This window comes from Pelomonas caseinilytica (genome assembly GCF_021353235.1).
GTDB classification, from domain to species: Bacteria; Pseudomonadota; Gammaproteobacteria; order Burkholderiales; family Burkholderiaceae_C; genus Pelomonas; species Pelomonas caseinilytica.
Map to the genome: position 1 here is coordinate 80144 of NZ_JAJTWT010000010.1, position 23877 is coordinate 104020.

A 23877-nucleotide genomic window follows, 5' to 3' on the forward strand; every position below is an offset into this window, starting at 1 on the left:
CAGCGGTGGCAACCTCACTTCACGAAACGCGCCAGCAGGCGGATGTAGTTGGTCTGGTAGCCGTTGGAGGGCTCGCTGATCGGCCAGGAGTTCAGCGGCCAGCCGTCGTTGAAGTCGAGGTAGGACTTCTGCGGCGGCTGGCCGTAGGGCGGCGTCGGGCGCGTGGAGCCGCAGGCCGACGAGATGCCGGGGCAGCGCGAGTCCCAGTCCCATTGGCCGTAGTTCGGGCCGCCGACGAGGTAGCCAGGAGCCGGGCCGTAGGTCGAGGTGGCGGCGCTGTCCCACTGTGCGCTGCCGTCGGCGAACCAGCTGTGGAAGATCTGGTTCACCGAGTTCTCGGCGCCGAAGCTCACCATGTTGGTCAGGTAGGCCTTGCCGAGCGGGTTCACGCCGTGCAGGTAGTGCAGGTAGTCGGCCGCCGCGTTGGACACCTGGTCGGCCGTGTGGCGGCTGATGCCGTAGTAGCTTTCCTCGGTGAACAGCGTGCCGGCGTTGGCCTTCACGGCATTGCTGCCCCAGGTGTAGCTGTCGATGTAGGCGCGGTAGGGGTCCTTCTGCGCGTCGACGGCGCCCCAGCCGCCGTAGTCGCTGCGGCCCCAGAGGTCGAGGAAGCGCGCGCGGATGGCGGAGGCGATGCTGGACGTGGCGCCCGGCAGGGCCGCGTAGTACAGCAGGTTGCGGGCGTTGCCGGCGTTGAAGGCCGAGAGATACCACGAGGCGAACATCGGCGCTTCGGTGTAGTGGGCGTCGACGTAGTCGCGGTAGGTGGTGTCGCCGGTGGCGGCAAACAGCTTGATGGCGGCGATCAGGCGCAGCTCCGCGCGGCCGGTGTCGTCGGTCTCCTGCTGGCCCGCGCCCAGGCCGCTGGTGCCGCTGGCGGCATCGTTGTTGCGGAAGATGACCTTGGGATTGGCCAGGGCCCAGGTCCAGGCGCGCTGGGCGCGCGACTTCAGGTCGGCGGCGTAGCTGGTCATGGCCGAGTTGTTGAGCGCCCCGAAGACCTTGGCGCCTTCGGCGTAGGCGGCGGCAGCAGCCAGCGTGGCCGAGGTGCTGGCGTCGCCGTAGTAGCTGGGCGCCGTGGCCGCCGACGGCGGGCTGGCGCTGGCCAGTCCGACGATGGACAGCACCGAGCCGTCGCTGTTCTGCATGCGCACCAGCCAGTCGAGCCCCCACTTGGCCTCGTCGAGGATGTCGGGGATGCCGTTGTAGGACTCGGGGATGTTGAAGTCGTCGGTGAAGACCGTGGGGTTCTGGAGATAGGCCTCCATCAGGTCCTGGGCATAGGCCGCCGCCCAGCTGGTGTACTTGTTGAAGTCGCCGGCATCGAACCAGCCACCGCGCAGGTCGCGGGCCGTGTTGGCGTTGTTGGGGTCGAGGAAGCGCCGCGCCTGCGAGTCCTGGCCGGCCTTGAGGTGGCTGGCGCCGTCGGCCCAGCCGGCACCGGCGTTGCTGGCGCTCTTGGCCTGGCCGGCACGCTGGTAGAAGAACATGCGCACGGCCTGGATCAGCACGTTGCGGTAGAGGTTGTCGCCGATCTCGAAGCGTGCCGAGCGCTGGTTGGCCGTGGGGTCGACGATTTCGTAGGTGCCCGGCGTGGTGATGCTGCTGAAGTCGAAGGTCCAGACCTGGTCGCCCGAGGACGCGTCGGTCTGCAGGCCGTTCCAGTCCTGCGGCCAGGCGGTGTAGACGACCGCGCCGGTGGCGGAGTTCACCACCTGCAACTGCTGGGGCCAGTAGCTCTGGTTGCTGTCGTAGCCGACCTTGGGGAAGCGCAGCACGGCCACCTTGCGCATGGTGGGCAGGTAGCCGAACTGGTCGACCATGATGAACTTGCCGGCATTGGCAGCCATGGCCGGCCAGACCGTGAAGTTGAAGGCCTGGGTGCTCTTGGCGCCGCAGCTGTTGGTGTAGGTGGCCGTGGCCGTGCAGGTCGCCGTGAGCTTGAGCGTCTGCTCGCGCGCGCTGCCCGAGGCGCCGCAGCCGCTCCACGACCAGCTGCCGGAGATCGGCTGCGGGCCGAGCACGACGCGCGAGCCCGCGTTCAGCGACGCCGAGGCCTTGCTGGCCCAGGATGTCGTTCCGTTGATGTTGAGATAGGGCGTGATGGCCGTGGGCTGGCATGTCTGCGCCCAGGCGGGCGCTCCCAACGCGACGGCTGCAAGCAGCAGTCCATTCTTGATGTCCACTTTTGTCTCCTTGGATTTGTCGAACGGCATCGTGGTCAGACCAAAATGCCGACGCAGCTTAAGTGGCCGCCGCCATCCCGAGGGGAGAGGGTTTACGCTGGCCAGACCAAATTTGTCACAAAGCCAACAGGTCCGACCAGTTTGGTCAGTCCAATTTACCGAACGCACCAGCTCGGGTATTTACTGGTCAGACCAAAACCATTTTGTGGCAAAGTGGCATGACCGCTAACCCTGTCTGCTCCTCCGTTCGATGACCATCTCCCCTTGCGCTGACCCGGCCGTGCCGCTGTTGCGCATGCAAGGCGTCAGCAAGCGCTTCGACAACGTCGTGGCGCTGGCGGGCGTGGCGCTGGACGTGCGGCGCGGCGAGGTGCACGCCATCTGCGGCGAGAACGGCGCCGGCAAGTCCACGCTGATGAAGATCCTCAGCGGCGTCTACGCGCCCGACGAGGGCGAGATCCGCATCGACGGCACGCCGGTGAGCATCGCCGGGCTGCAGAAGGCCCAGGCCCTGGGCATCGTCATGATCCACCAGGAGCTCAACCTGGTGCCCCACCTCAGCGTGGCCGAGAACATCTGGCTGGGCCGCGAGCCGCGGCGCGGCTGGTTCGTCGACCGCGAGCGCCAGCGCGACGGCGCCCGCGCCTGCCTGCAGCGCCTGGGCGTGGACATCGACCCCGACGCCGAGGTGTCGACCCTGTCCATCGCCCAGCAGCAGATGGTGGAGATCGCCAAGGCCCTGTCCATGCAGGCCCGGCTGCTCATCATGGACGAGCCGACCTCCTCGCTCGGCGAGGCCGACGCCGCCCGCATGCTGCGGGTGGTGCAGGACCTCAAGCGCGAAGGCGTCGGCATCCTCTACATCTCGCACCGGCTGGACGAACTGGACCACATCGTCGACCGCGTCACGGTGCTGCGCGACGGCCAGTACATCGCCACCCTGGACTGGGCTGCGACCAGCATCCCCGAGATCGTCGGCCTGATGGTGGGCCGCGAACTCAACCAGCAGTTCCCTCCGCCCACGCGCCAGCCCGGCCAGGAAGTGGTGCTGAAGGTGAGCGGCCTGCGGCGCGACGGCGTCTTCGGGCCGGTCGACTTCGAGCTGCGCCGCGGCGAGATCCTGGGCTTCGCCGGCCTCGTCGGCGCGGGCCGCACGGAGGTGGCGCGCGCCCTGTTCGGGGCCGACCCCGTCGACGCCGGGCGGGTCGAACTCGCCGGCCAGGGCGTCAGCCTGCGCTCGCCGCGCGACGCCATCGCCGCCGGCATCGCCTACGTCTCGGAGGACCGCAAGGCCCACGGCCTGGCGGTGAAGATGAGCGTGGCCCACAACATCACGCTGGCCAACCTGGGCGCCGTGTCCAGCCGCCTCGGCTTCATCGACGCCACCCGCGAGCGCGAGACGGCCGAGCACTACATCCAGCGCCTGGGCATCCGCACACCGTCGCCCGCACAGGTCGCCCGGCTGCTCTCGGGCGGCAACCAGCAGAAGATCGTCATCGCCAAGTGGCTGTTCCGCCAGGCGCGGGTCATCCTCTTCGACGAGCCCACGCGCGGCATCGACGTCGGCGCCCGCTACGCCATCTACCAGTTGATGGACGAGTTGGCCGCGTCGGGCATCGGCGTCATCATGATCAGCTCCGACCTGCCGGAGATCATGGGCCTGACCGACCGCGTCGCCGTCTTCCGCCAGGGGCGGCTCGCCGCCATGCTGGAGACCCGCCACTGCAGCCAGCAGCACATCATGCACCACGCCTCGGTCGGCCCGGCCGAGGCCTCGGCGCCGCCCGCAGCGGCCCTCTCGATTCCCTCATGAACGACCGCCAGAAAGACCTCATCCAGAAGTTCGCCGCGCTGGCCGGGCTGCTCATCCTGATCCTCGTGTTCTCGATGACGAGCAGCGCCTTCTTCAGCCTCGGCAACGCCATGACCGTGGCCCTGCAGGTGACGTCCATCGTCTACCTCGGCATCGGCGCCACCTTCGTCATCCTGACCGGCGGCATCGACCTCTCGGTGGGTTCCGTGCTGGCGCTGTCGGGGGTGGTGGCGGGGCTGCTGGTCAAGGCCGGCCTGCCGGTGGCGCCGGCTTTTGTCCTGGGCATCGTCGTCGGCGGCCTGTGCGGCGCCGTCAACGGCCTGTGCGTCACCCGGCTCAAGCTGCCGCCCTTCATCGCGACGCTGGGCATGATGCTGGTGGCACGGGGCCTCGCGCTGCAGCTGACCGACGCCCGCGCCGTGTCGGGCCTGGGCGAGGCCTTCGGCACGCTCGGCAACGGTGCCCTGTGGCGCATCGAGGAGATCGACGAGCAGGGCTTCCCCAACGTCGTCTTCCCCGGCATCCCCTATCCAGTGCTGCTGATGGTGGTGCTGGCCATCGTCGCGGGCATCCTGCTGCGCCGCACGACGCTCGGCCGCCACATCCACGCCGTTGGCTCCAACGGCGAAGCCGCGCGGCTGTCGGGCGTGAACGTCAACCGCGTCTCGATGTTCGCCTACGTCACCTCCGGCGCCCTGGCCGGCCTGGCCGGCTGCGTGCTGATGTCGCGCCTGGTGACGGCCCAGCCCAACGAGGGCGTCATGTACGAACTCGACGCCATCGCCGCGGCCGTCATCGGCGGCACTTCGCTCATCGGCGGCGTGGGCACCATCTCCGGCACGCTCATCGGCGCCTTCGTCATCGGCATCCTGCGCAACGGGCTGAACATGAACGGCGTTTCGTCCTTCACCCAGCAGATCATCATCGGCGGGGTCATCCTCGTCACCGTCTGGATCGACCAACTCCGCAACCGGCGCTGAAGACCGGCTTCCCCTCAGGAGACAAGATATGCAACGTTCCCTGCGCCTCGCACTGCTGAGCGCCAGCCTGGCCCTGATCGGCTCGACGACCCAGGCCGGCGAGATCGCCGTCATCGTCAAGACCACCAACTCCACCTTCTGGCAGAACGTCAACAAGGGCGCCGAGGCCGGCATGAAGGAAGTCGCGGGCCACACCATGACCTTCTCCGGCCCGGCCAGCGAGTCCGCCATCGCCGACCAGGTCAACCTGGTCGAGAACGCCGTCAACCGCCGCGTCGCCGGCATCGTGCTCGCACCGTCCGACCCGGACGCCCTGGTTCCCGCCATCAAGAAGGCCTGGGAGGCGCGCATCCCCGTCGTGCTGATCGACTCGCAGGTGTCCGAGGCCGGCAAGGCCTACTACCAGTCCTTCCTCACGACCGACAACCGCGCCGCCGGCGAGCTCTGCGCCAAGGAGCTGATCGCCAAGGTGGGCACGACGGGCAAGGTGGCCGTCATGTCCTACGTCGCCGGCGCGGGCTCGGAGGTAGGCCGCGTGGGGGCCTTCACCAGCTACCTCAAGGCCCATTCCAAGCTGGAGATCGTCGGGCCGTTCTACTCGCAGTCGCAGATGGCGACGGCCTTGAACCAGACCACCGACGTGCTCGCTGCCCACCGCGACCTGAAGGCCATCTTCGGCGCCAACGAGCCCACTGCCGTCGGCATGGGCCGTGCCCTGGTACAGAGCGGGCGCGCCGGCAAGGTGGTGGCCATCGGCTTCGACGGCAACCAGGACCTGCAGAAGTTCGTCGACGACGGCACGCTCGCCGGCATCGCCGTGCAGGGCTCCTACCAGATGGGCTACCTGGGCGTGAAGACCGTGCAGGACGTGCTGCAGAAGAAGCCGGTGCCCAAGTTCCGCGACACGGGCGTCGTCTGGGTCACCAAGGGCAACCTGAAATCCGCCGAGGCCAAGGCGGTCCTGTACTGAATGTGTGCCAGACGACCGTCCCTCCTGCGCATGAACAAGTTCGCCAGCCGTCCCCTGGGCCGCACCGGCCTGCGCCTGAGCACCCTGGGCCTGGGTGCCGCGGCGCTGGCCGGGCTGTATGACCGCGTCGACGGCGCGACCGCCGCGGCCACGTTGCAGGCGGCCTGGGACGAGGATCTGCGCTTCATCGACACGGCGCCCTTCTACGGCTACACCCGCAGCGAACGCCGCGTCGGCGCCTTTCTCGAGGGGCGGCGCCGCGCCGCCTACCTGCTGTCCACCAAGGTTGGCCGGCTGATGGTGCACGACCACGGCGTGCAATGCGGCAGCGACGGCTGGGCCGATCCCCTGCCCTTCCGGCCGGTCTACGACTACAGCCACGCCGGCGTCATGCGCTCCTTCGAGGACAGCCTGCTGCGCCTGGGCGTGCAGCGCATCGACATCCTCCTGGTGCACGACATCGGCCGCCTGACGCATGGCGAGCAGCACGCGGTCCACTGGCGGGCCCTGACCGAGGGCGGCGGCTTTCGCGCGCTGGAGGAACTGCGCAGCCAGGGCCTGGTGCGTGCCATTGGCCTGGGCGTCAACGAATGGGAGGTCGCACAGGAGGCCCTCGCCGCCGCGCCGCTGGACTGCGTGCTGCTGGCCGGCCGCTACACCCTGCTCGAACAAGGCGCCCTGCCCTTCCTGGACCGCTGCGCCGCGGCCGGCGTGGGCGTCATCATCGGCGGCCCCTTCAACTCCGGCCTGCTCGCCGGGCAGGCCAAGTACAACTACGGCAGCGTGCCGCCCGAGGTCATGGCCCGCGCCCGCTCGCTGGCGGCGGCCTGCGCCGAGTTCGAGGTCCCGCTGGAGGCCGCGGCCCTGGCCTTCCCCCTGGCCCACCCCGCCGTCGCCAGCGTGCTGGTGGGCATGCGCTCGCCCGAGCAGGTGCGCGCCAATGCCGGCTGGGTGCGGCGCCCGCTGCCGGCCGAGCTCTGGCCGGCCCTGCGTGCCCGTGGCCTCGTCCACCCCGACGCGCCGCTGCCCACGGGCAGCTTCAAGGAGGGCTGATGAAGGTCGACGCCCACCAGCATTTCTGGCGCCTGGCTGACCGCCAGGGCCAATGGCCCCCCGCGTCGCTGGAGGCCATCCATCGCGACTTCGGCCCGGCGGACCTGGCGCCGCATCTGCGCGCCGCCGGCATCGACGCCACCGTGCTCGTGCAGTCCCTGCCCAGCGTCGCCGACACGCACTGGATGCTGTCCGTCGCCGACGCCACGCCCTGGGTGCTCGGCGTCGTCGGCTGGGTGGACTTCAAGGCGCCGGACGCCGCCGGGCAGATCGAGGCCCTGGCGCGGCATCCGCGGCTCAAGGGCCTGCGGCCCATGCTGCAGGACCTGCCGGACGACGACTGGATCGCCGACCCGGCCTGCGACGCCGCGGCCCGGGCCATGCAGCGCCACGGCCTGGTCTTCGACGCCCTGGTGCTGCCGCGCCAGTTGCGCGCCCTGGCGCGTTTCGCGCATCGCCATCCCGAGCTGTCCCTGGTCATCGACCACGGCGCCAAGCCCTTCATCGCCCGCGGTGAGATCGAGCCCTGGCTCAGCGACATGGCCGCGCTGGCCGCCATGCCCCAGGTGCACTGCAAAGTCTCGGGCCTGCTGACCGAGGCCGGCGAACGCCGCGATGCCGAGGCCCTGCTGCCCTATGTGCAGGCCCTGTGGGCGCTGTTCGGCCCGCGGCGCCTGCTCTGGGGCAGCGACTGGCCCGTGCTCGAACTGGCCGCCGACTACGCCGCCTGGTGGCGCCTGGCCCACGACCTGGCCCGCCGACTCCATCCACTTCCCCAGCCGGACGACCTACGTGCGCTCTTCGGGGGCAATGCCGCTCGCCTCTATCACCTCGCTCCATGCTGACCGTCACCTGCGAATCCCCCGGCCATCTCGTCGCCCTCGACCGGCCCCGCCCCACGCGCCTGCCCGGCGAGGTGCTGCTGCGCGTCAAGCGCGTCGGCGTCTGCGGCACCGACCTGCACATCTTCACCGGCCACCAGCCCTACCTGGCCTACCCCCGCGTGATGGGCCATGAGCTTTCCGGCCTCGTCGAGGAGGCGGACGCCGGCAGCGGCCTCCAACCCGGCGATGCGGTCTACGTCATGCCCTATCTGTCCTGCGGTGAGTGCATCGCCTGCCGCCAGGGCAAGACCAACTGCTGCACGCGCATCCAGGTGCTCGGCGTGCATCGCGACGGCGCCTTCACCGAATACCTCAGCGTGCCCCGGCGCTTCGTCGGCAGGGCCGACGGCATCACGCTGGACCAGGCGGCCATGCTCGAGTTCCTGGCCATCGGCGCCCATGCGGTGCGCCGCGGGGAGGTCCGGCCGGGCCAGCGCGTGCTCGTCGTCGGCGCCGGCCCCATCGGCCTGGGCGTCATGCTGTTCGCCAAACTGCGCGGCGCGGCGGTGACCGCCATCGACGGCCGCAAGGATCGCCTGGCCTTCGCCCGCGATCACCTCGGCGCCGACAGCATCGTGGCCCTGGGCGATGGCGACGAGGCCGAGCTGTCGCGCCAGACCGGCGGCGAGTTCTTCGACCTGGTCTTCGACGCCACCGGCAACCGCCAGGCCATGGAGCGGGGGTTTCGCTTCATCGCCCATGGCGGGCGCTACGTGCTCGTGTCCATCGTGCAGGGCGAGCTGTCCTTCTCCGACCCGGAGTTCCACAAGCGCGAGGCGACGCTGCTGGGCAGCCGCAACGCGACGATCGAGGACTTCGAGACCGTGATGCGGGCCATGCGCGAAGGCCGGGTGCCCGATGCCGCCCTGGCCACGCACCGCCTGGCCCTGGCCGACGTGCCGACCGGCTTCCCCCGCCTGCTCGACCCGGGCGCGGGCGTGATCAAAGCCCTGGTCGAATGCTGAACGGTGGACATCCCATCCTGCAGTTCGGCACCAGCCGCTTCCTGCAGGCGCACGTGGACCTCTTCGTCGACGAGGGCGAGGACGCCCTGGGCGGCATCACCGTCGTGCAGGGCACCGACAACCCGGCCAGCACGCGCCGCGCCCAGGCCCTGGCCGATGGCTACGAAGTCGTCGTCCGTGGCCTGAGCGACGGCCGCCCGGTGGAGATGCGCAAGACCTGCCGCTCGGTGCGGGAGGTCCTGCATGCCCGCCAGGACTGGGCCGCCCTGCGTGAGCGCATACGTGGCCCGGTGCAGCTCATCGTCTCCAACACGGGCGACAGCGGCTGGGTGCTCGCGCCCCAGGACGCCGCCGTGCTGCTGGCCGAGGGCACACCCGCGCCGGCTTCCTTCCCCGCACGTCTGCTCGTGCTGCTGCACGACCGCTGGCGGGCCCAGCCGGCCGCCGAGTTGACCCTGCTGCCCTGCGAGCTGGTCTCGCGCAACGGCGATGCCCTGCGCGACATCGTCACCGGCCTGGCCCGCGACTGGGGCTGTGCGCCGGCCTTTGTCGACTGGCTGAGCGGCCATGTGGTCTGGGCCAACTCCCTGGTGGACCGCATCGTCTCCGAGGCCCTGGAGCCGGCCGGCGCCGTCGCCGAGCCCTATGCGCTCTGGGCCATCGAGGTCCAGCCGGGCTTGCAACTGCCCTGCCGGCATCCGGCCATCGTGCTGACCGATGACCTGGCCAGCTACGAGCGCCTCAAGCTCTTCCTGCTCAACCTCGGCCACACGCTGCTGGCCGAGCTCTGGCTGCGCGACGGCCTGGCCGCCGACATGACGGTGTTGCAGGCCATGCAGACCCCGGCTCTGCGCGAGCCGCTGGAGCAGGCCTGGCAGCAGGAAGTGCTGCCGGTATTCGACGCGCTGGGACAGGGGGAGGCCGCGAGGGCCTACCTGGTCGAGCTGCGCGACCGCCTGCTCAACCCCTTCCTGGCCCACCGCCTGGCCGACATCGCGCAGAACCATGCGCAGAAAAAGCTGCGGCGGCTGCAGCCGGTCGTCGACCTGGCGCAAGACCGGGTGCCGACGCTGGCCCAGCCGCTGCTGCGCGCCGCGCTGGCCGCGCGCTGAACGAGGAGAACCGAATGCAACGCATGGGCATGGTCATCGGCATCGCGCCGGACCACATCGCCGAGTACAAGCGCCTGCACGCGGCCGTCTGGCCGGCGGTGCTGGAGCGCCTGGCGCAGTCCCACATCCGCAACTACAGCATCTTCCTGCGCGAGCCGGAGAACCTGCTGTTCGGCTACTGGGAATACCACGGCAGCGACTTCGAGGCCGACATGGCGGCCATCGCCGCCGACCCCGAGACGCGCCGCTGGTGGACCTTCTGCGGCCCCTGCCAGCTGCCGCTGGAAAGCCGCGCACCCGGCGAGCACTGGGCGTCCATGGAGTGCGTCTTCCATGTGGATTGAGGCCCCCGGCCTCATTCAGGGCTGGAAGTGAAGCCCAAACAAAGCCACAGAGGCACAGAGGCACAGAGGGAGCTTCATCCTGCTGCCTCTGTGTCTCTGTGCCTCTGTGGCTGCGTTCTTTTGCCCCTCCTCGGACGACTGAAATGCTTCAACAAGCACTGATCCAGCTCCACCCCCGCGACCAGGTCGCCGTGGCGCGCGTCGCGATCGCGGAGGGCGCTGCCGTGGCCCTGAGCGGCGGGACGCTGGTGGCGCTCAACGCCATCCCCGCCGGCCACAAGATCGCGCTGGCGCCCATCGCGGCAGGCGCGGTGGTACTGAAGTATGGCCAGCCCATCGGCGTGGCCAGCCGCGCCGTCGCGGCGGGCGAGCACGTGCATGGGCACAACCTCTCGATGGCCCAGTCGCTGCCGGCCCAGGCGCCGGATGCCGTCGACAGCGCCGGAACCACACCCGCCCAGGCCGCCACCTTCGAAGGCTTTCTGCGCGCCGATGGCCGCGTCGGCACGCGCAACTACATCGGCGTGCTGTCATCGGTGAACTGCTCGGCCACCGTCTGCAAGGCCATCGCCCGCAGCTTCGAGGGCATGGCCGTGCCGGGCGTGGACGGCGTCGTCGCCATCACCCACGGCAGCGGCTGCGGCATGAGCGACGGCGAAGGCCTGGCCCTGCTGCGCCGCACGCTGCGCGGCTATGCCGCCCACCCCAACTTCGCCGCCGTCGTCGTGATCGGCCTGGGTTGCGAGGTGAACCAGGTCGGCACCCTGCTGGAGGGCATGGAGACCGGCGGACGGGTGCACGCCCTGACCATCCAGGGCGAAGGCGGCACACGCGAGGCCATCGAGCGCGGCCAGGCCCTGGTGCGACAGCTGGCGGCCGAAGCCGGCAAGGCACGCCGGACCCCCCTGCCCGCTTCCAGGCTCGTCGTGGGCCTGCAGTGCGGGGGCTCGGACGGTTATTCCGGCATCAGCGCCAACCCGGCCCTGGGCGCCGCCGTGGACCTGCTCGTCGCCCAGGGCGGCACGGCCATCCTGTCGGAAACGCCCGAGATCTACGGCGCCGAGCACCTGCTGCTGGCCCGTGCCGCCCGGCCGGAAGTGGCCGAGCGCCTGCTCGAACGCCTGCGCTGGTGGGAGGCCTACGCGGCCCGCAACGGCGCCGAGCTGGACAACAACCCCTCGCCGGGCAACAAGGCGGGCGGCATCACCACCATCCTGGAGAAGTCCCTGGGCGCCGTCGCCAAGGGCGGCAGCAGCCCGCTGAACGCGGTGCTGGAGTACGCCCAGCCGGTGCGCGACCCGGGCCTGGTGTTCATGGACACACCGGGCTACGACCCCGTCTCGGCCACGGGCCAGGTGGCCGGCGGCGCCAACCTGATCTGCTTCACGACCGGACGCGGCTCGACCTACGGCTGCAAGCCCACGCCCTCGCTGAAGCTGGCGACGAATACCCCGCTGTTCGAGCGCATGAACCTGGACATGGACTTCAACGCCGGCACCATCGTCGATGGCCGCCAGAGCGTGGCCGAGGCGGGCGAGGCCCTGTTCCGCCTGATGCTGGACACCGCCTCCGGCCGCCCGACCCGCAGCGAGGAGCATGGCTTGGGCGACAACGAGTTCGTGCCCTGGCAACTCGGCGCCGTGATGTGAGGACGACGATGACGCCGACCGCCCACTGCCGGCGCCGCCAGCTCCTGGCCGGCATGTTGCTGGCGCCCCTGGCGCGGGCCGCCGGCGCCGCCACCTGGACGACCGGCTTCGGGCCCTACGCGGTGGCCAGCAGCTGCATGCAGGCCGAAGCGGCCACCGGGGCGCCGACGGAGCACTACCTCATCGGCCGCTGGCAGCCCCAGGGTTCGCTCTACCTGGACCAATTGATCACCGATCGCCAAGCGACGCTGGTCGTCGACGTGAAGGTGCCCGAGGACTGGCCCGGCGCAGGGCGCCTGGCCGGCCGCAGCCTGCCGGTGGTCCTGACGGTGCTCTACCCGACGCCCAGCACCAACCCGCGTCCCGACTACACCTTCCCGGAGGAGCATGGCTGGTACCGGCTGCCGCACATGCAGCGTCCCGGCGAGGTCCCTCTCTTCGCCGACGAGAAGGCGCGCTATCCGTTGGTCATCCACTCCGGTGGCCAGAACACCCACGGGCTGTGGCATCTGTGGAAGCTCCAGCACCTCGCCTCGCACGGCTATGTGGTGGTCGACGTCTACCACGGCGACGGGCGCACGCCGGGCTTCGGCGAATCGGTGGCCCTGCGCACCCTGGCCGTTCGCGCGGCGCTGGACCATGTCCTGGCCCACCCGCATTACGCCGACCACGTCGACGCCTCCCGCATCGGCGCCACCGGCAGCAGCGCCGGCGGCCTGACCGTGCTCACGCTGATGGGGGGCTCCAACCCCGCCCGACCCGGCCGCAGCCTGGCCGACGAGCGCATCAAGGCCGGGTTCGGGACGGTGCCTTTCGCCGGCTTCGGCCGGGCCGCAGCGCAGGCCATGGGGCTGCCGCCGGGTGCGACGCTGGATTTCTGGAACTTTGGCTTCGACTTCGCCGGCCTGTCATCCGTCGAGCGGCCCTGGTTCGCCGTCAGCGGCGAGCTGGACCGCAACGTGCCGGCCGCCGATGTGCTGGCCGCCGCGCGCGCCGTGGGCGGCCCCGCCTGGGTGGTGGAGATGAAGGGGCAGACCCACGGTTTCGACGAGGCGGCCAACGCCGAGACGAACGGCTGGGAAGCGGTCTTCTTCAACGCCCATCTGCGCGGCGACGCCGCGGCCCGCGCCCTGCTGCGCCCGGGCGCCAATCCGGCGGGTCCCCAGGCCCTCGGGCGCATGCGGCTGCAGCCGGCCGAGTCTTAAGTGCGGTCGCCAGGGGCGCGCCGACCCAGCTCCATGCTGGTCACGAGGACGCATTCCTCGCCGAGATAGGGCATGCGCACCGCGTTGAGCACGGCCTCGCGCAGCTCGCCCTGCACGTCCCGGATCCGCAAGGTCAGGTTGCTGACCTTCCCCTCCTTCGCGAGCATGGCGTAGAAGCGCTCGCGGTCCTCCGGCAGGATGCCGTAGGCGTGCGAGGCGGTGGTGGAGCCCAGAAGCTCGGCCCGGTCCAGGCCGTAGAGCGCGCACAAGGCCTGGTTGACCTCGATGATGCGGCGCTCCCGGATGGAGATGATGGCCATGGGCAGCGGCGCACCGAAGAAGAGTGCGCTGAAGCGGTCCCGCCCGGCGGCGATCTCCTGCTGCGCCGCCTGCTGGGCCCGCCGGGCGTCGATGTTGTCGAGCGCGAAGGACAGGTCGTCGCCGAGTTCGTCCAGCAGCGCCAGCAGCTCGCCGTCGAAGAAGCCGGGCTGGGGGGCGCACAGCATCAGCACGGCGCCCACCGCACCGGCGCGCCGCAGCGGCAGCCAGGCGATGGCCCGCACGCCCTGGGCGACGGCCTCGCTGCGCCAGCGGCCGGCGAGGGGGTCGAGCACGTAGTCATTGCTGACGAAGCGGCGTCCTTCACGCAACGCGCGGCAGGTGTAGCTGGCCTGCACCTCCGGGTGCGTCAGGTCCAGCGGGTCGGGCACGTTCTCCAGCACCTTCGCGGCCGGGCCGGCCGTCGCACCTCGCCGGGCCAGCGTGCCGTCGACGACGTAGACGCAGGCCAGAACGGCATGGCCCGTCTCGACGCAAAGCCGGCAGGCCTCGCGCCAGAGCGCGGTCTCGTCGTCGATGCGCAGCACCGCGCGGTTGGCCCGCGACAGCGTCAGCAGGAATCCGGACAGGCGCTCGGCCCGGGCGCGCGCCGCGCGGCCCAGCTGCCGCTGCCTGAGCAGCAGCCACAGCAGGCCGGCAAAGCCGCCCGCAATGACCACGGCCGCCATGGCGCCCAGCATGTTCCCTCCTCGCCAGAATGACCCGCAACACTTATGCGCATTCTGGCCCGTTATGGGAGCGATGGCGGCTCCTTACGAGGCCGCCGGCCATGCGAGGCGCAACGCTCAGCGCAACACCTGTCCCAGCAGCTGGTGGTGCAGCGGCATGCGCTCCACCGAGGCGGCGATGCCGTCGCGCCGCGCCAGCAGGGCCCGCAGCGCGCGCTCGGCCGGGATCTCGGCGAAGACGGGATCGTCGCGCTCCGGCCAGTGCTCCATGCCCGCGTGGATGGCCAGCCAGCTGGTGGCGTCGAAGCCTTCCTCGTCGTACTCGTGCAGCACGCCGTAACGCCGCCACAGCTCGATGCGGTAGGCCAGCGTCTCGGGCAGCGCCATGCTCGACACGTGGCGCCAGAGCTCGCTGTCCCGCCGCCGCGTGAGGCAGTAGTGCAGGATGATGAAGTCGCGGATGCGCGCGAAGCGCCGCGACGAGCCCTCGTTGAACAACGCGCGGGCATCCTCGTCCAGCGGGCGTCCTTCGGTCAGCATCGTCATCAGGCGGCCGATGCCATCCTGGATCAGGTAGATGCTGGTGGACTCCAGCGGCTCCAGGAAGCCCGACGACAGGCCGATGGCGATGACGTTGTTGACCCAGAAGCGCTGGCGATGCCCGGTGGTGAAGCGCAGCAGCCGCGGCTCGGCCACGGGCTTGCCGTCCAGTCGCGCCAGCAGCTGGTCGCGCGCACGGTCCACGTCGATGAAGCGGCTGGAGAACACGTGGCCATGCCCGGTGCGGCTCTGCAGCGGGATGCGCCAGGCCCAGCCGCCTTCCAGCGCCGTGGCCATCGTGTAGGGCGTGATCTCCTCGGTGCTGCGCTCGCAGGGGCAGGCCCAGGCGCCGTCGACCGGCAGCCAGTGGCTGAAGTCGACGAAGGGCTCGGCCAGCGTCTTGCCCAGCAGCAGCGAGTGAAAGCCCGAGCAGTCGATGAACAGGTCGCCCTCGATGCGCCGGCCGTCATCCAGTTGCACGGCAGCGACGCCGCCGTCGGCACGGCGGATCACGTCGACGATGCGTCCCTGGGTGTGCCGCACGCCGCGCTGTTGCGCCAACCTGCGCAGGAAGGCGGCGTACTGCACGGCGTCGAAGTGGTAGGCGTACTTGAACTGCGCCTGCTCGTTGGGCAGCGCGAAGCGGCCCTTCATCGCCATGACGGTGGGCACGCATTGGGTGCCCAGCGGCTCGGCCAGGCCCATGCGCCGGTGCTGGGCCCACAGCGTCTGCGAGCCGAACAGGTTGCCGAAGTGGCCGAAGGTGTGGAAGTAGTCCTTGCCGACCTCCAGCCAGTCGCAGAAGCGGATGCCGAGCTTGTAGGTGCCGTTGGTGGCGCGCAGGAACTCGGCCTCGTCGATGCCGATGATCTGGTTGTACTGGCGGATGGACGGGAAGGTCGCCTCGCCGACGCCGACGATGCCGATCTCCTCGGACTCGACGACCTCGATGCTGGCGCGGCCCCTGAGCCCCGTGGCCAGGGCGGCGGCCGTCATCCAGCCGGCGCTGCCGCCTCCGACGACGACGATGCGGTCGTACTTCTGCGACATGATGATTCTTTCAAACGGGAAGCTGGCCTTCAGTCGCCACGGCTTCAGATGCTGGTCATGGTTCCCTTACAGGTGAAAAGCCGGTCAGAGGGAATGCCCTCATGACCGGCTTGCCCTATGTGGGGTTCATGCCCCGCGGTGTCGATCAGAACTCGTAGCGGACATTCATGTCGTAGCTGCGACCCGGATTGAACCACTGGCGGGGCATGGGACCGGCGGTCTGCTGCTGGGTCTGGCGCTTCACCACGGCGGTCAGGTTCGTGACGTTGAACGACAACTTCAAGCCGTCACTGAAGGCGTAGTTCAAGCCGGCGTCCCACTGGCCGCCAGCTTCCATCCACACCGGCAAGCCCCAGCCCACGTCGCGGGCACCGGCGCGCGCCGGGTCGGCGCTGGTCGCATTCGTGCCCTGAGTGCTGTTGGCATTGACCGCCTGCAGGTAGCGGCTGCGCCAGTTGTAGGCCAGGCGAGCCGACAGCGGCCCCTTGTCGTACATCAGTCCGAGGTTGAAGGCGCCACGCGACAGCTCGGGCAACGGCAGATTCGTGAACGGCATGCCGTTGGTGTCGCAGCCGTAGATGAACAGGCTGGCGTTGGTCACCGCATTGCCGGCGGGGCAATACTGCAGAGCGAAGTCGCGGTACAGCTTCTGCTTGCCGTCGATGTAGGTGTAGTTCGCCTGGACGCCAAAGCCCTTGGCCCACTCAGGCAGGACGTCCTTCAGGCCGGGGATCTTGTCCAGGTAGGTCTGGCCCGCCAGTTCCACGCCCTTGATCTTGCCGCTCGCCACGTTGTCCGGTCCGGTGATCGCGAAGGTCTGCGGATTGCCACCGACGCTGTTGTAGGTCCGCGTGTAGACGCTCTTCATGATGATGTCCTTGACATCCTTGTAGAAGACGGCGCCGGTGATCGACTGGCCAGACTGCGGATACCACTCCAGCGACAGGTCGGCGTTGTTCGCCGTGATCGGCTTCAACTTGGCGTTGCCCTGGTTTTCACCCTTGTAGGTGGCGGTCTTGTTGTTCTGGTCGTAGGTTTGCGACAGCGTCACGTACTCGCGCAAGTCGCCAAAGCCCGGGCGGTAGATCGACTTGGCCAAGGCCACTCGGGCCTGCAACTGGTCGGTGAAGTTCACCTTCACGTTCAGCGACGGCAGGCCCTTGGTGTAGGAATGATCCTTGTCGATGGGCCGAGCGAACGCGTCGAAGCGCGGGAGGTCGGGTGGCGTCTGGGCGTTGTAGTCGGGCTTGAAGATCTCGTAGCCGTGCGCCACGGCCTTGGAGCGCACGACGCGCAGGCCGACGCTGCCTTCCACCGGCAGCGGCAAGTCCTCGAAGCCGAAGCGCAGCGAGCCGTAGATCGCCTGCGTGTCCTCGCTGTGGCGGCCGATGTTCTTCGGGTCGTCGTCGTAGCCCAGCGGCGTGAAGGTATGGTTGCTCTTCCAGGTGTTGGGACCGGTGGCGTCGCAGGCGGCCTTCGAGGTGCCCCAGGGCAGTTGAGAGCTGTCCACGCACTGTTGATAGGCCACCGTCTCCGACAGGGTCTTGTAGCCATTCGGGTAGTCCCGGGCGATCGCCAGCGAGGGGAAGACGACGTTCGGCAGGCCGGGGATCAGTCCGCTGTAGAAGTTGCCGAAGGTGTTCACGTCGACCGGCGCGAGGTTGCCGTACCTGGGGTCGCTCAGGTAGCCCAGGCTGGCGCGGGACTGCCAGCTCTCGGGATCGGTCGCGCTCGGCAGTTGCCCCGCCACGGAAGTCTTCCTGACCTCCCAGGGATAGGCGATGGCGTTGTAGCCGTTACCGCCCGCGTTCTGTGTCGTGGAACTGCGGCTGCTCAGGCGCACACCGAAGCGCAGCTCGCGCAGCACCGGGTTGTCCTCGAACTTGTAGCTGGCGTCGGCCTTCCACGCGTAGAGGTCGGCCTTGGCTTTGCTCTGCATCGCGAACGATGAATCCCAGTAGTAGTTGCCGGGGTCGGCGAGCCGCGAGGTCGCCAAGTCGTCGAAGGTGATCCTCACCGGGCCGCCGCCGCTGAGGTCGACGTTCATGCTGGGCACGAAGGTGTTCAGGTAGACGTTGGCCGACAGGCTGTCGTAGGTGGAATGCACCCACTGCATGTCGTTCTGCACCGCCCAGCGGTCGTTGATCTTCCACTTGAAGTTCCACGCCAGCTCGCCGGTGCGCGAGGTGCGATCGGAGAACGCGCGGTTGGTGGAGAACTTCAGCCCGCCTTCGGGGTACTTGTTGGCCCCCAGGCCGCCGATGGGCATCGACAGCGTTCCCGACTGGAAGACGCCGCGGCTGTCGAACACGCCATTCGTGACCACGTTCTTGTACGGGTCCTCGTTGGAGGAAAAGAACGCCGCCTCGGTGTCGTTCTGCTTGGAGCCGGCGGCGAAATAGGTCAGCGCCGACTGCATGTCGTTCTTCTTCCACTGCAGTGCAGCATAGACACCCAGGCGCTTGGTGTCGCCGGTGTTCGTGCGCCACGACGAGGATTCAGGCACCAGGCTGGTCATGCCTTCGCGGCCGGCCACGTCGGTGTGGGGGAAGAAGGCTCCGACCTGCAGCGACTGGTTCAGGAAGGTCGAGCGGTTGTAGGCGAGGTCGACCAGCACGCCCCACTTGCCCGAATCGGTGTCCCATTGGGTGGTGTAGAGGCCGGAAGCGCCCGGCGACCACTTGCGGCCGAGTTCGGCGTAATTGGCCTTGAGCGTGACGAAGGTCTTGGTGGTCTTGAAGTCGAAAGGCAGCCAGGTGCGCAGGTCGACCTGGCCGCTGACGCCGCCTTCGAGGCGGTCGGCCGAAGGGTTCTTGTAGACGTCGACACCGGCCATCAGTTCGGGCGGCACGTCGTCCCAGCTCAACTCGCGCCCCGGCCAGCCGGCGGAGAACATCTCGCGGCCGTTCAGATTGGACGAGCCCCAGGTCAGGCCGCGCACGGCGATGCCCGAGCCTTCGACCGAGAAGTGCTCCGGGTCGCCGCGCGAGCGGTTGCGGTTCATCGTCACGCCCACCACGCGCTGCAGCACCTCGGTGATCGATTTGTCCGGCAGCTTGCCCGCCTCTTCCGCAACGACGGAGTCGACGATCTCGTCGGCGTTCTGCTTGATCTTTTGCGCCGTCTGGAGCGCAGCGCGCTGGCCGGTCACGACCACGGTCTCCAGGTTGTCGGGCTTCTTGTCGTCGGTGGCCTGCGTCTGCGCTGCCGCGACGCCACCCGCCGTCAGTAGGAGCATGTGAACCATGCCGCGATGGACCGCAGTGGTTCGGAACTGTTTCTTCATGGTGTCTCCGTCTTCCTTTGATATGTCCTGCTGCAGCGCGCCGATCTCGGCGCTACCGCTTGCCCGGCACCCCGTGTCGGGGCCCCGGCGGTGCGCGCCCTTGTCCCGACCCATGCGGGGACCCCTCATGCGCGCGCACCGTCCGTCGCGGGCGGGGGTTACTGGATGGTGATGGCGCCCTTGATCGTCAGGTCGGAGGCGTAGATGCCGTCGGTCTTCAGCGTCGTGTTGACATCCATCAGATAGAACCTCGCCCTGACGACGTTGGAGGACTGAAGCAGCGTGGTTGCCGAGGTGCGTGCCGCCGCGAACTTGTCCAGGGCCGCCGCGAATGCCGCGGCATTGGTCGGCTGGCCGGAACCGTCGAAGGGGTTGGGCAGCGTGCGCACGTCGTTGTCCAGCGACGCCGTCGTGACGCCCGACAAGCCGCAGGAGTCGGTGACCGCGAAGTTACTCAGCGGCACGGCGTAGCTGATCAACCCGGGCGCCGGGGCCCAGATCAGGGTGCTCAGCGTCACGTTGCAGCCGTTGTTTCGCTTGCCCAGGTCCAGGTGCACGACGATGGGCTTGGCGGCCGTGTAGAGGTTGGCGTTCACGCCCAGCGTGAAGCCCAGCGCCTTCTCCGTGGTCACCTGCAGCCCGCCGGTGGTGTCGCCGGACGAATTGAAGCCCGTCACGCCCGGCGCGAAGATTTCGATGCGGTTGAAGCTGTACTGCCAGCCGCCCGGCGTCCATTTGCTGTCCGGGAGGTGCAGCGCGGAAGTCAGCGAGGAGCCGTCATCGGAGACGCTGCGATAGCACCAGTCGCCGCCCGCGTTGGCGTCGCACCATTCCCAGCCTGCATTCAGCGGGCTGCCCCAGGGATTGACGGTCACGCCGCCGCCCTGCTTGGTGCTCAGTCCGTTGGACGAGCCGCGACCGCTGCCAGGCGCAAAGCCGTCCGCCACAACGAGCGGGTCGACGGCGATGAATCGCTGCGTCGTCTGCGCAGCATAGGTGTCGTTGCCCGACTGGGCCGCCGACACGGCGCATGAGCCCTTGCCCAGCAGCTTGAGGTTGCTGCCGTCGATCGTGCACACCGTGGGCGTATCGCTCGAGAACGTGACCGGCAGCCCCGAGCTCGCCGTCGCGCTGAGCGGCACCGAAGCCGTCGCCGAACTGAGCACGTAGTCGGGCGGCGTGAAGCTCACCTCCTGCGTGTGCTTGAGCACGTTGAACAGCTGGCTCGTGTCGTCGGCCGCGGCCCATTTCACGCCGTCGGTGCCCGCGCCGCCGGCTTGGCTGGCGATGACCAGGCACTCGCCCGCGGCGACGAGGGTCAGCTGGTCGCCTGCCACGGTGCAGGTTGTGGGCGTGCCGCTGCGGAAGCTGACCGGCAGCCCCGAACTGGCCGAGGCCGACAAGGTGGTGGGGCCACTCAGCAGCATGCCGCCGCCGGGGTACTTGAAGTTGATGACCTGCAGCCGGCCTTCGGAGTTGCCGCCGCTGCCGCCCCCGCCGCCCCCGCAGGCGGCCAACATGGCACCCACTGCCAGCGCTGTCATCCTGCTTCCGTGCCGAAACACCTTTTGCGTCACGTTCTGTCTCCTGGTTTTATTGACTGGTCTGGCCAAAAAGAGGCCAAGCCACGGGCTTTGAGGGTCTGGCAAGGCGCCAGCACACCCCTGATACGCAAATCTTAGGACGGCGGTATGACCAAACAGAAGTAGGGCAAACTCCTGGTCAGACCAAAGTGGCTTGACCACAACAATTGGGGGTTTCATGGAGTTTCATCGCATGCAAAGTCACGCCCTACGCAACATCGTCATCGTCGGCGGCGGCAGCGCCGGCTGGATCACGGCGGCCCCCTTGGCTCGGATGCTCGGCGGGCGCGATGGCGCCGGCACCTGCGCCGTAACCCTGGTGGAATCGCCCGACATCGGCACGGTGGGGGTCGGCGAGGCGACGCTGCCCACCGTCCGCTTCTACAACCAGATGCTGGGCCTCGACGAGATCGACTTCGTCCGCAAGACCCAGGCGAGCTTCAAGCTCGGCATCGAGTTCCGCGACTGGGGGCGGGTCGGGCACCGCTTCTTCCACGGCTTCGGCGGCTTCGGCCCGGCCATCCACCAGCGGCCGCTGTGGTCCTACTGGCTGCGCCTGCGCGAGCTGGACCCCGCCCTACCCTCCTACGAGGAATGGTCGACGGCCACGATGATGGCGCGCAGCCAGCGGTTCATGCCGCCCCAGCCGGGCGAGCCGGCGCCGGCCAACGCCTTCGACTTCGCCTACCACTTCGACGCCACGCTGTACGCCGCCTACCTGCGCGACTACGCGGTGCGGCACGGCGCACGGCACCTGCAGGGGACGATAGACCGTGTCGAGACCGCCGAGCACAACGGCTTCGTCACGGCCCTGCATCTGAGCGACGGCCGCCGCATCGAGGGCGACCTCTTCATCGACTGCTCGGGTTTCCGGGCCCTGCTGATCGGCGGCGCGATGAATTCACCCTACGAGGACTGGAGCCACTGGCTGCCCTGCGACCGCGCCCTGGCCGTGCCCTGTGCCCGTGCAGAGCGCACGACGCCCTACACCACGTCGACGGCCCGCAGCGCCGGCTGGCAATGGCGCATCCCGCTGCAACACCGCACCGGCAACGGCCTGGTCTACAGCAGCAGCCATCTCGCCGACGACGAGGCGGCCCGGCTGCTGCTGGCCAGTCTCGATGGCCAGGCGCTGGACGAGCCCCGCCAGCAGCGCTTCGTCGCCGGGCGGCGCAAGCGGGCCTGGGTGAAGAACGTCGTGGCCATCGGCCTGTCCTCGGGCTTCCTGGAGCCGCTGGAGTCCACGAGCATCCACCTCATCATGGAGGCGGTTGGCCGCCTGACGGCCCTGCTGCCCGACCGGGATTTCGCACCCACGCTGGCCGACGAGTTCAACCGCCAGATGGCCTACCGCTACGAGTCGGTGCGCGACTTCATCATCCTGCACTACGCGCTCGGCGAGCGCCGCGACAGCGAGTTCTGGCGCTACTGCGCCACCATGAGCATTCCGGATGGCCTGGCCCACCAGATCGAGCTGTTCCGCCAGAGTGGGCGGGTGGCCATCCTGGAGCCCGAAGGCTTCGCCGAGCCCTCCTGGGTGTCGCTGCTGCTGGGCCTGGGCGTCGTGCCCCGGCGCCATGATCCCTACGCCGACCTGGTCGATGCCGAGGGCGTGAGGCGGCATCTGCTCGGCGTGCGCGAGGCCATCCAGCGGGCCGTCTCGGCCATGCCTTCGCACGACGACTTCCTGGCCCGCCTGTCCGGCGGGCCAGTCTCGACCAGGCCTTAACCGGCCGGAGCGCCGCTGGCCACGGTGTCCTCCGGCTCGCCGGCCCAGCGGCCGTGCGAGGCGAGCAGATGGCTGCTCAGCGCCGCCGCGGCGGCCTGTGGATTGCGAGCCTCCAGCGCCCGGTAGATGGCCTCGTGCTCGGCCAGCGCGACCTGCCAGTTCACGGGCGACGCTTCCACCTGGCCGCTCATGCGCGCGGCGAGCGGGCCGTGGCGGCCGTCGAAAAGCGCGCCCACCATGCTCGCCAGCATGGCGTTGCCGGTGAGCTCGGCGATGCTGAGGTGAAAGCGCCGGTCGGCGTCCACCGGCTTGACGCCGTGCGCATGGGCGTCGCGCATGGCCTGCAGCGCCTCGCCGACGCGTTGCAGGCCCTCCGGAGTGACACGCGCGGCGGCGAGGGCGATGACGGCGCCCTCCAGCACCACGCGCGCCTGCATCAGCTCGGCCGGGCTGTCGCCCAGCGCCGACGTGGCGCCTGCGCCGCCCGAGGGAGGCGCGCAGACATAGACGCCCGAGCCGCCGCGGATCTCGACGCGGCCGTCGATCTCCAGCGCGATCAAGGCCTCGCGCAGCGACGGCCGGGACAGGCCCAGCTGCTGCGCCAGGTCCCGCTCCGCGGGCAGGCGCGAGCCCGGGGTGAGACCCTCGGCGTCGATCAGCGCCCGGACCCGGTCCGCGTTCAGCTGGTACTGGCGGCGGACCTCCGGGCCGCGCGGCGACGGCATGTCGGCGGGCGCCTGGGAGGCCGACCGCCCCGATTTGGCTGGCGAACTCACGAGGCCTCGACGATCGTCTTGCCCGCCGAGTCCGCCGATTCTCCGGCCCAGCGATCGTGGGAGGCCAGCAGGTGCGTGCACATGGCCGCCGCGGCCGCCTGGGGATTGCGAGCCTCCAGCGCCCGATAGATGGCCTCGTGCTCGCCGAGGGCGGCCTGCCAGGTGTGCGTCGACTCGACCTGGCCGCTCATGCGCGCGGCGATGGGGCCGTGACGGCCGTCGAAGAGGTTGCCAACCATGTCCACCAGCACCGAGTTGCCCGCCAGCTCCGCAATGCTGAGGTGGAAACGCCGGTCCGCCTCCACCGGCTTGCGGCCGCCGGCATGTTCGTCGCGCATGGCGGCCAGCGCCTCTTCGACGCGCTGCAGCCCCGCCTTGGTGACCCGCGCCGCCGCCAGCGTGATGATGGCGCCTTCGAGCACGACGCGCGCCTGCATCAGCTCGGCAGGGCTTTCGCCCAGGGCCGAGGTGGCGGCCTCGCCGGTGCCGGCCGGGGTCGGGCAGACGTAGACCCCCGAGCCCCCGCGGATCTCGACGCGGCCGTCGATTTCCAGGGCGATCAGGGCCTCGCGCAGCGAGGGGCGCGACACGCCCAATTGCAGCGACAGTTCGCGCTCCGCGGGCAGGCGCGAGCCCGGAGCCAGCTTCTCGTCCTCGATGAGGGCGCGGATGCGGTCGGCAACCAGTTGGTATTGCCGGCGCGAGTCGCCGGTGCGGTGGGGAGTAGGAGGCATGCCGCGATCTT

Annotated in this window: 18 protein-coding genes; 11 read left to right on the plus strand and 7 right to left on the minus strand. The window is 69.5% G+C overall.

What is annotated here, in order from left to right; all coding sequences use genetic code 11:
* Positions 1–14: 14 nt before the first annotated feature.
* Positions 15–2186 (minus strand): glycoside hydrolase family 9 protein, encoded by a 2172-nt coding sequence (locus LXT12_RS20895; protein WP_233394231.1) that lies wholly within the window; start codon positions 2184–2186, stop codon positions 15–17.
* Positions 2187–2436: 250 nt separating this feature from the next.
* On the opposite strand from LXT12_RS20895, the gene LXT12_RS20900 reads away from it, so the two are divergent.
* The 10 genes from LXT12_RS20900 (at position 2437) to LXT12_RS20945 (ending at position 13161) form a co-directional block, all read left to right on the plus strand.
* Entirely contained in the window at positions 2437–3999 is a 1563-nt protein-coding gene (locus LXT12_RS20900) for a sugar ABC transporter ATP-binding protein (protein ID WP_233394232.1), read from the plus strand.
* Entirely contained in the window at positions 3996–4979 is a 984-nt protein-coding gene (locus LXT12_RS20905) for an ABC transporter permease (protein WP_233394233.1), read from the plus strand. The genes LXT12_RS20900 and LXT12_RS20905 overlap by 4 nt, the downstream gene beginning before the upstream one ends.
* 28 nt (positions 4980–5007) lie before the next feature.
* On the plus strand, positions 5008–5949 hold the full coding sequence (locus LXT12_RS20910; RefSeq protein WP_233394234.1) for an ABC transporter substrate-binding protein: 942 nt from the start codon (positions 5008–5010) through the stop codon (positions 5947–5949).
* 30 nt (positions 5950–5979) lie between these two features.
* Entirely contained in the window at positions 5980–7002 is a 1023-nt protein-coding gene (locus tag LXT12_RS20915; RefSeq protein ID WP_233394235.1) for an aldo/keto reductase, read from the plus strand.
* Positions 7002–7847: an amidohydrolase family protein gene (locus LXT12_RS20920; RefSeq protein ID WP_233394236.1), complete on the plus strand. Its 846-nt coding sequence runs from the start codon at positions 7002–7004 to the stop codon at positions 7845–7847. The genes LXT12_RS20915 and LXT12_RS20920 overlap by 1 nt, the downstream gene beginning before the upstream one ends.
* Positions 7841–8851, plus strand: coding sequence for a zinc-binding alcohol dehydrogenase family protein (locus tag LXT12_RS20925; protein WP_233394237.1), 1011 nt, complete (start codon positions 7841–7843; stop codon positions 8849–8851). The genes LXT12_RS20920 and LXT12_RS20925 overlap by 7 nt, the downstream gene beginning before the upstream one ends.
* Positions 8845–9963, plus strand: a complete 1119-nt coding sequence (locus tag LXT12_RS20930; protein ID WP_233394238.1) for a mannitol dehydrogenase family protein — start codon at positions 8845–8847, stop codon at positions 9961–9963. Before LXT12_RS20925 ends, LXT12_RS20930 begins: the two co-directional genes overlap by 7 nt.
* Before the next feature lie 14 nt (positions 9964–9977).
* A complete protein-coding gene (locus LXT12_RS20935) occupies positions 9978–10307 on the plus strand; it encodes an L-rhamnose mutarotase (protein WP_233394239.1) in 330 nt (109 codons plus the stop codon).
* A 143-nt stretch (positions 10308–10450) separates the two neighbouring features.
* A complete protein-coding gene (locus LXT12_RS20940) occupies positions 10451–11956 on the plus strand; it encodes a UxaA family hydrolase (RefSeq protein WP_233394240.1) in 1506 nt (501 codons plus the stop codon).
* Between the two features lie 8 nt (positions 11957–11964).
* The gene (locus tag LXT12_RS20945) at positions 11965–13161 is read left to right on the plus strand and encodes an alpha/beta hydrolase family protein (RefSeq protein WP_233394241.1); all 1197 of its coding nucleotides are present in this window, start codon (positions 11965–11967) and stop codon (positions 13159–13161) included.
* Here the strand turns inward: LXT12_RS20945 and LXT12_RS20950 are convergent.
* From LXT12_RS20950 to LXT12_RS20965, 4 genes are all read right to left on the minus strand, one after another.
* Positions 13158–14180, minus strand: coding sequence for a GAF domain-containing protein (locus tag LXT12_RS20950; RefSeq protein WP_233394242.1), 1023 nt, complete (start codon positions 14178–14180; stop codon positions 13158–13160). The genes LXT12_RS20945 and LXT12_RS20950 overlap by 4 nt on opposite strands.
* A gap of 105 nt (positions 14181–14285) precedes the next feature.
* Positions 14286–15758, minus strand: a complete 1473-nt coding sequence (locus LXT12_RS20955) for a tryptophan halogenase family protein (RefSeq protein ID WP_233394243.1) — start codon at positions 15756–15758, stop codon at positions 14286–14288.
* Between the two features lie 145 nt (positions 15759–15903).
* On the minus strand, positions 15904–19005 hold the full coding sequence (locus LXT12_RS20960; protein WP_233394244.1) for a TonB-dependent receptor: 3102 nt from the start codon (positions 19003–19005) through the stop codon (positions 15904–15906).
* Positions 19006–19202: 197 nt separating this feature from the next.
* The gene (locus LXT12_RS20965) at positions 19203–20588 is read right to left on the minus strand and encodes a hypothetical protein (protein WP_233394245.1); all 1386 of its coding nucleotides are present in this window, start codon (positions 20586–20588) and stop codon (positions 19203–19205) included.
* A gap of 232 nt (positions 20589–20820) precedes the next feature.
* Between LXT12_RS20965 and LXT12_RS20970 the strand changes: the two genes are divergently transcribed.
* Positions 20821–22356 (plus strand): tryptophan halogenase family protein, encoded by a 1536-nt coding sequence (locus LXT12_RS20970; RefSeq protein ID WP_233394246.1) that lies wholly within the window; start codon positions 20821–20823, stop codon positions 22354–22356.
* Here LXT12_RS20970 and LXT12_RS20975 read toward each other — a convergent pair.
* Positions 22353–23081 (minus strand): FadR/GntR family transcriptional regulator, encoded by a 729-nt coding sequence (locus LXT12_RS20975; RefSeq protein ID WP_233394247.1) that lies wholly within the window; start codon positions 23079–23081, stop codon positions 22353–22355. The genes LXT12_RS20970 and LXT12_RS20975 overlap by 4 nt on opposite strands.
* A 47-nt stretch (positions 23082–23128) precedes the next feature.
* The gene (locus LXT12_RS20980; protein ID WP_233394248.1) at positions 23129–23866 is read right to left on the minus strand and encodes a FadR/GntR family transcriptional regulator; all 738 of its coding nucleotides are present in this window, start codon (positions 23864–23866) and stop codon (positions 23129–23131) included.
* Positions 23867–23877 lie beyond the last annotated feature (11 nt).

Bases quoted from the DNA above. Each gene is read 5' to 3' on its own strand.
- LXT12_RS20965 (WP_233394245.1), bottom strand. From the start codon at position 20,588: ATGACAGCGCTGGCAGTGGGTGCCATGTTGGCCGCCTGCGGGGGCGGC.
- LXT12_RS20920 (WP_233394236.1), top strand. From the start codon at position 7,002: ATGAAGGTCGACGCCCACCAGCATTTCTGGCGCCTGGCTGACCGCCAG.
- LXT12_RS20960 (WP_233394244.1), bottom strand. From the start codon at position 19,005: ATGGTTCACATGCTCCTACTGACGGCGGGTGGCGTCGCGGCAGCGCAG.
- LXT12_RS20975 (WP_233394247.1), bottom strand. From the start codon at position 23,081: ATGCCGTCGCCGCGCGGCCCGGAGGTCCGCCGCCAGTACCAGCTGAAC.
- LXT12_RS20940 (WP_233394240.1), top strand. From the start codon at position 10,451: ATGCTTCAACAAGCACTGATCCAGCTCCACCCCCGCGACCAGGTCGCC.
- LXT12_RS20910 (WP_233394234.1), top strand. From the start codon at position 5,008: ATGCAACGTTCCCTGCGCCTCGCACTGCTGAGCGCCAGCCTGGCCCTG.
- LXT12_RS20900 (WP_233394232.1), top strand. From the start codon at position 2,437: ATGACCATCTCCCCTTGCGCTGACCCGGCCGTGCCGCTGTTGCGCATG.
- LXT12_RS20925 (WP_233394237.1), top strand. From the start codon at position 7,841: ATGCTGACCGTCACCTGCGAATCCCCCGGCCATCTCGTCGCCCTCGAC.
- LXT12_RS20950 (WP_233394242.1), bottom strand. From the start codon at position 14,180: ATGCTGGGCGCCATGGCGGCCGTGGTCATTGCGGGCGGCTTTGCCGGC.
- LXT12_RS20930 (WP_233394238.1), top strand. From the start codon at position 8,845: ATGCTGAACGGTGGACATCCCATCCTGCAGTTCGGCACCAGCCGCTTC.
- LXT12_RS20905 (WP_233394233.1), top strand. From the start codon at position 3,996: ATGAACGACCGCCAGAAAGACCTCATCCAGAAGTTCGCCGCGCTGGCC.
- LXT12_RS20955 (WP_233394243.1), bottom strand. From the start codon at position 15,758: ATGTCGCAGAAGTACGACCGCATCGTCGTCGTCGGAGGCGGCAGCGCC.
- LXT12_RS20970 (WP_233394246.1), top strand. From the start codon at position 20,821: ATGCAAAGTCACGCCCTACGCAACATCGTCATCGTCGGCGGCGGCAGC.
- LXT12_RS20980 (WP_233394248.1), bottom strand. From the start codon at position 23,866: ATGCCTCCTACTCCCCACCGCACCGGCGACTCGCGCCGGCAATACCAA.
- LXT12_RS20915 (WP_233394235.1), top strand. From the start codon at position 5,980: ATGAACAAGTTCGCCAGCCGTCCCCTGGGCCGCACCGGCCTGCGCCTG.
- LXT12_RS20945 (WP_233394241.1), top strand. From the start codon at position 11,965: ATGACGCCGACCGCCCACTGCCGGCGCCGCCAGCTCCTGGCCGGCATG.
- LXT12_RS20935 (WP_233394239.1), top strand. From the start codon at position 9,978: ATGCAACGCATGGGCATGGTCATCGGCATCGCGCCGGACCACATCGCC.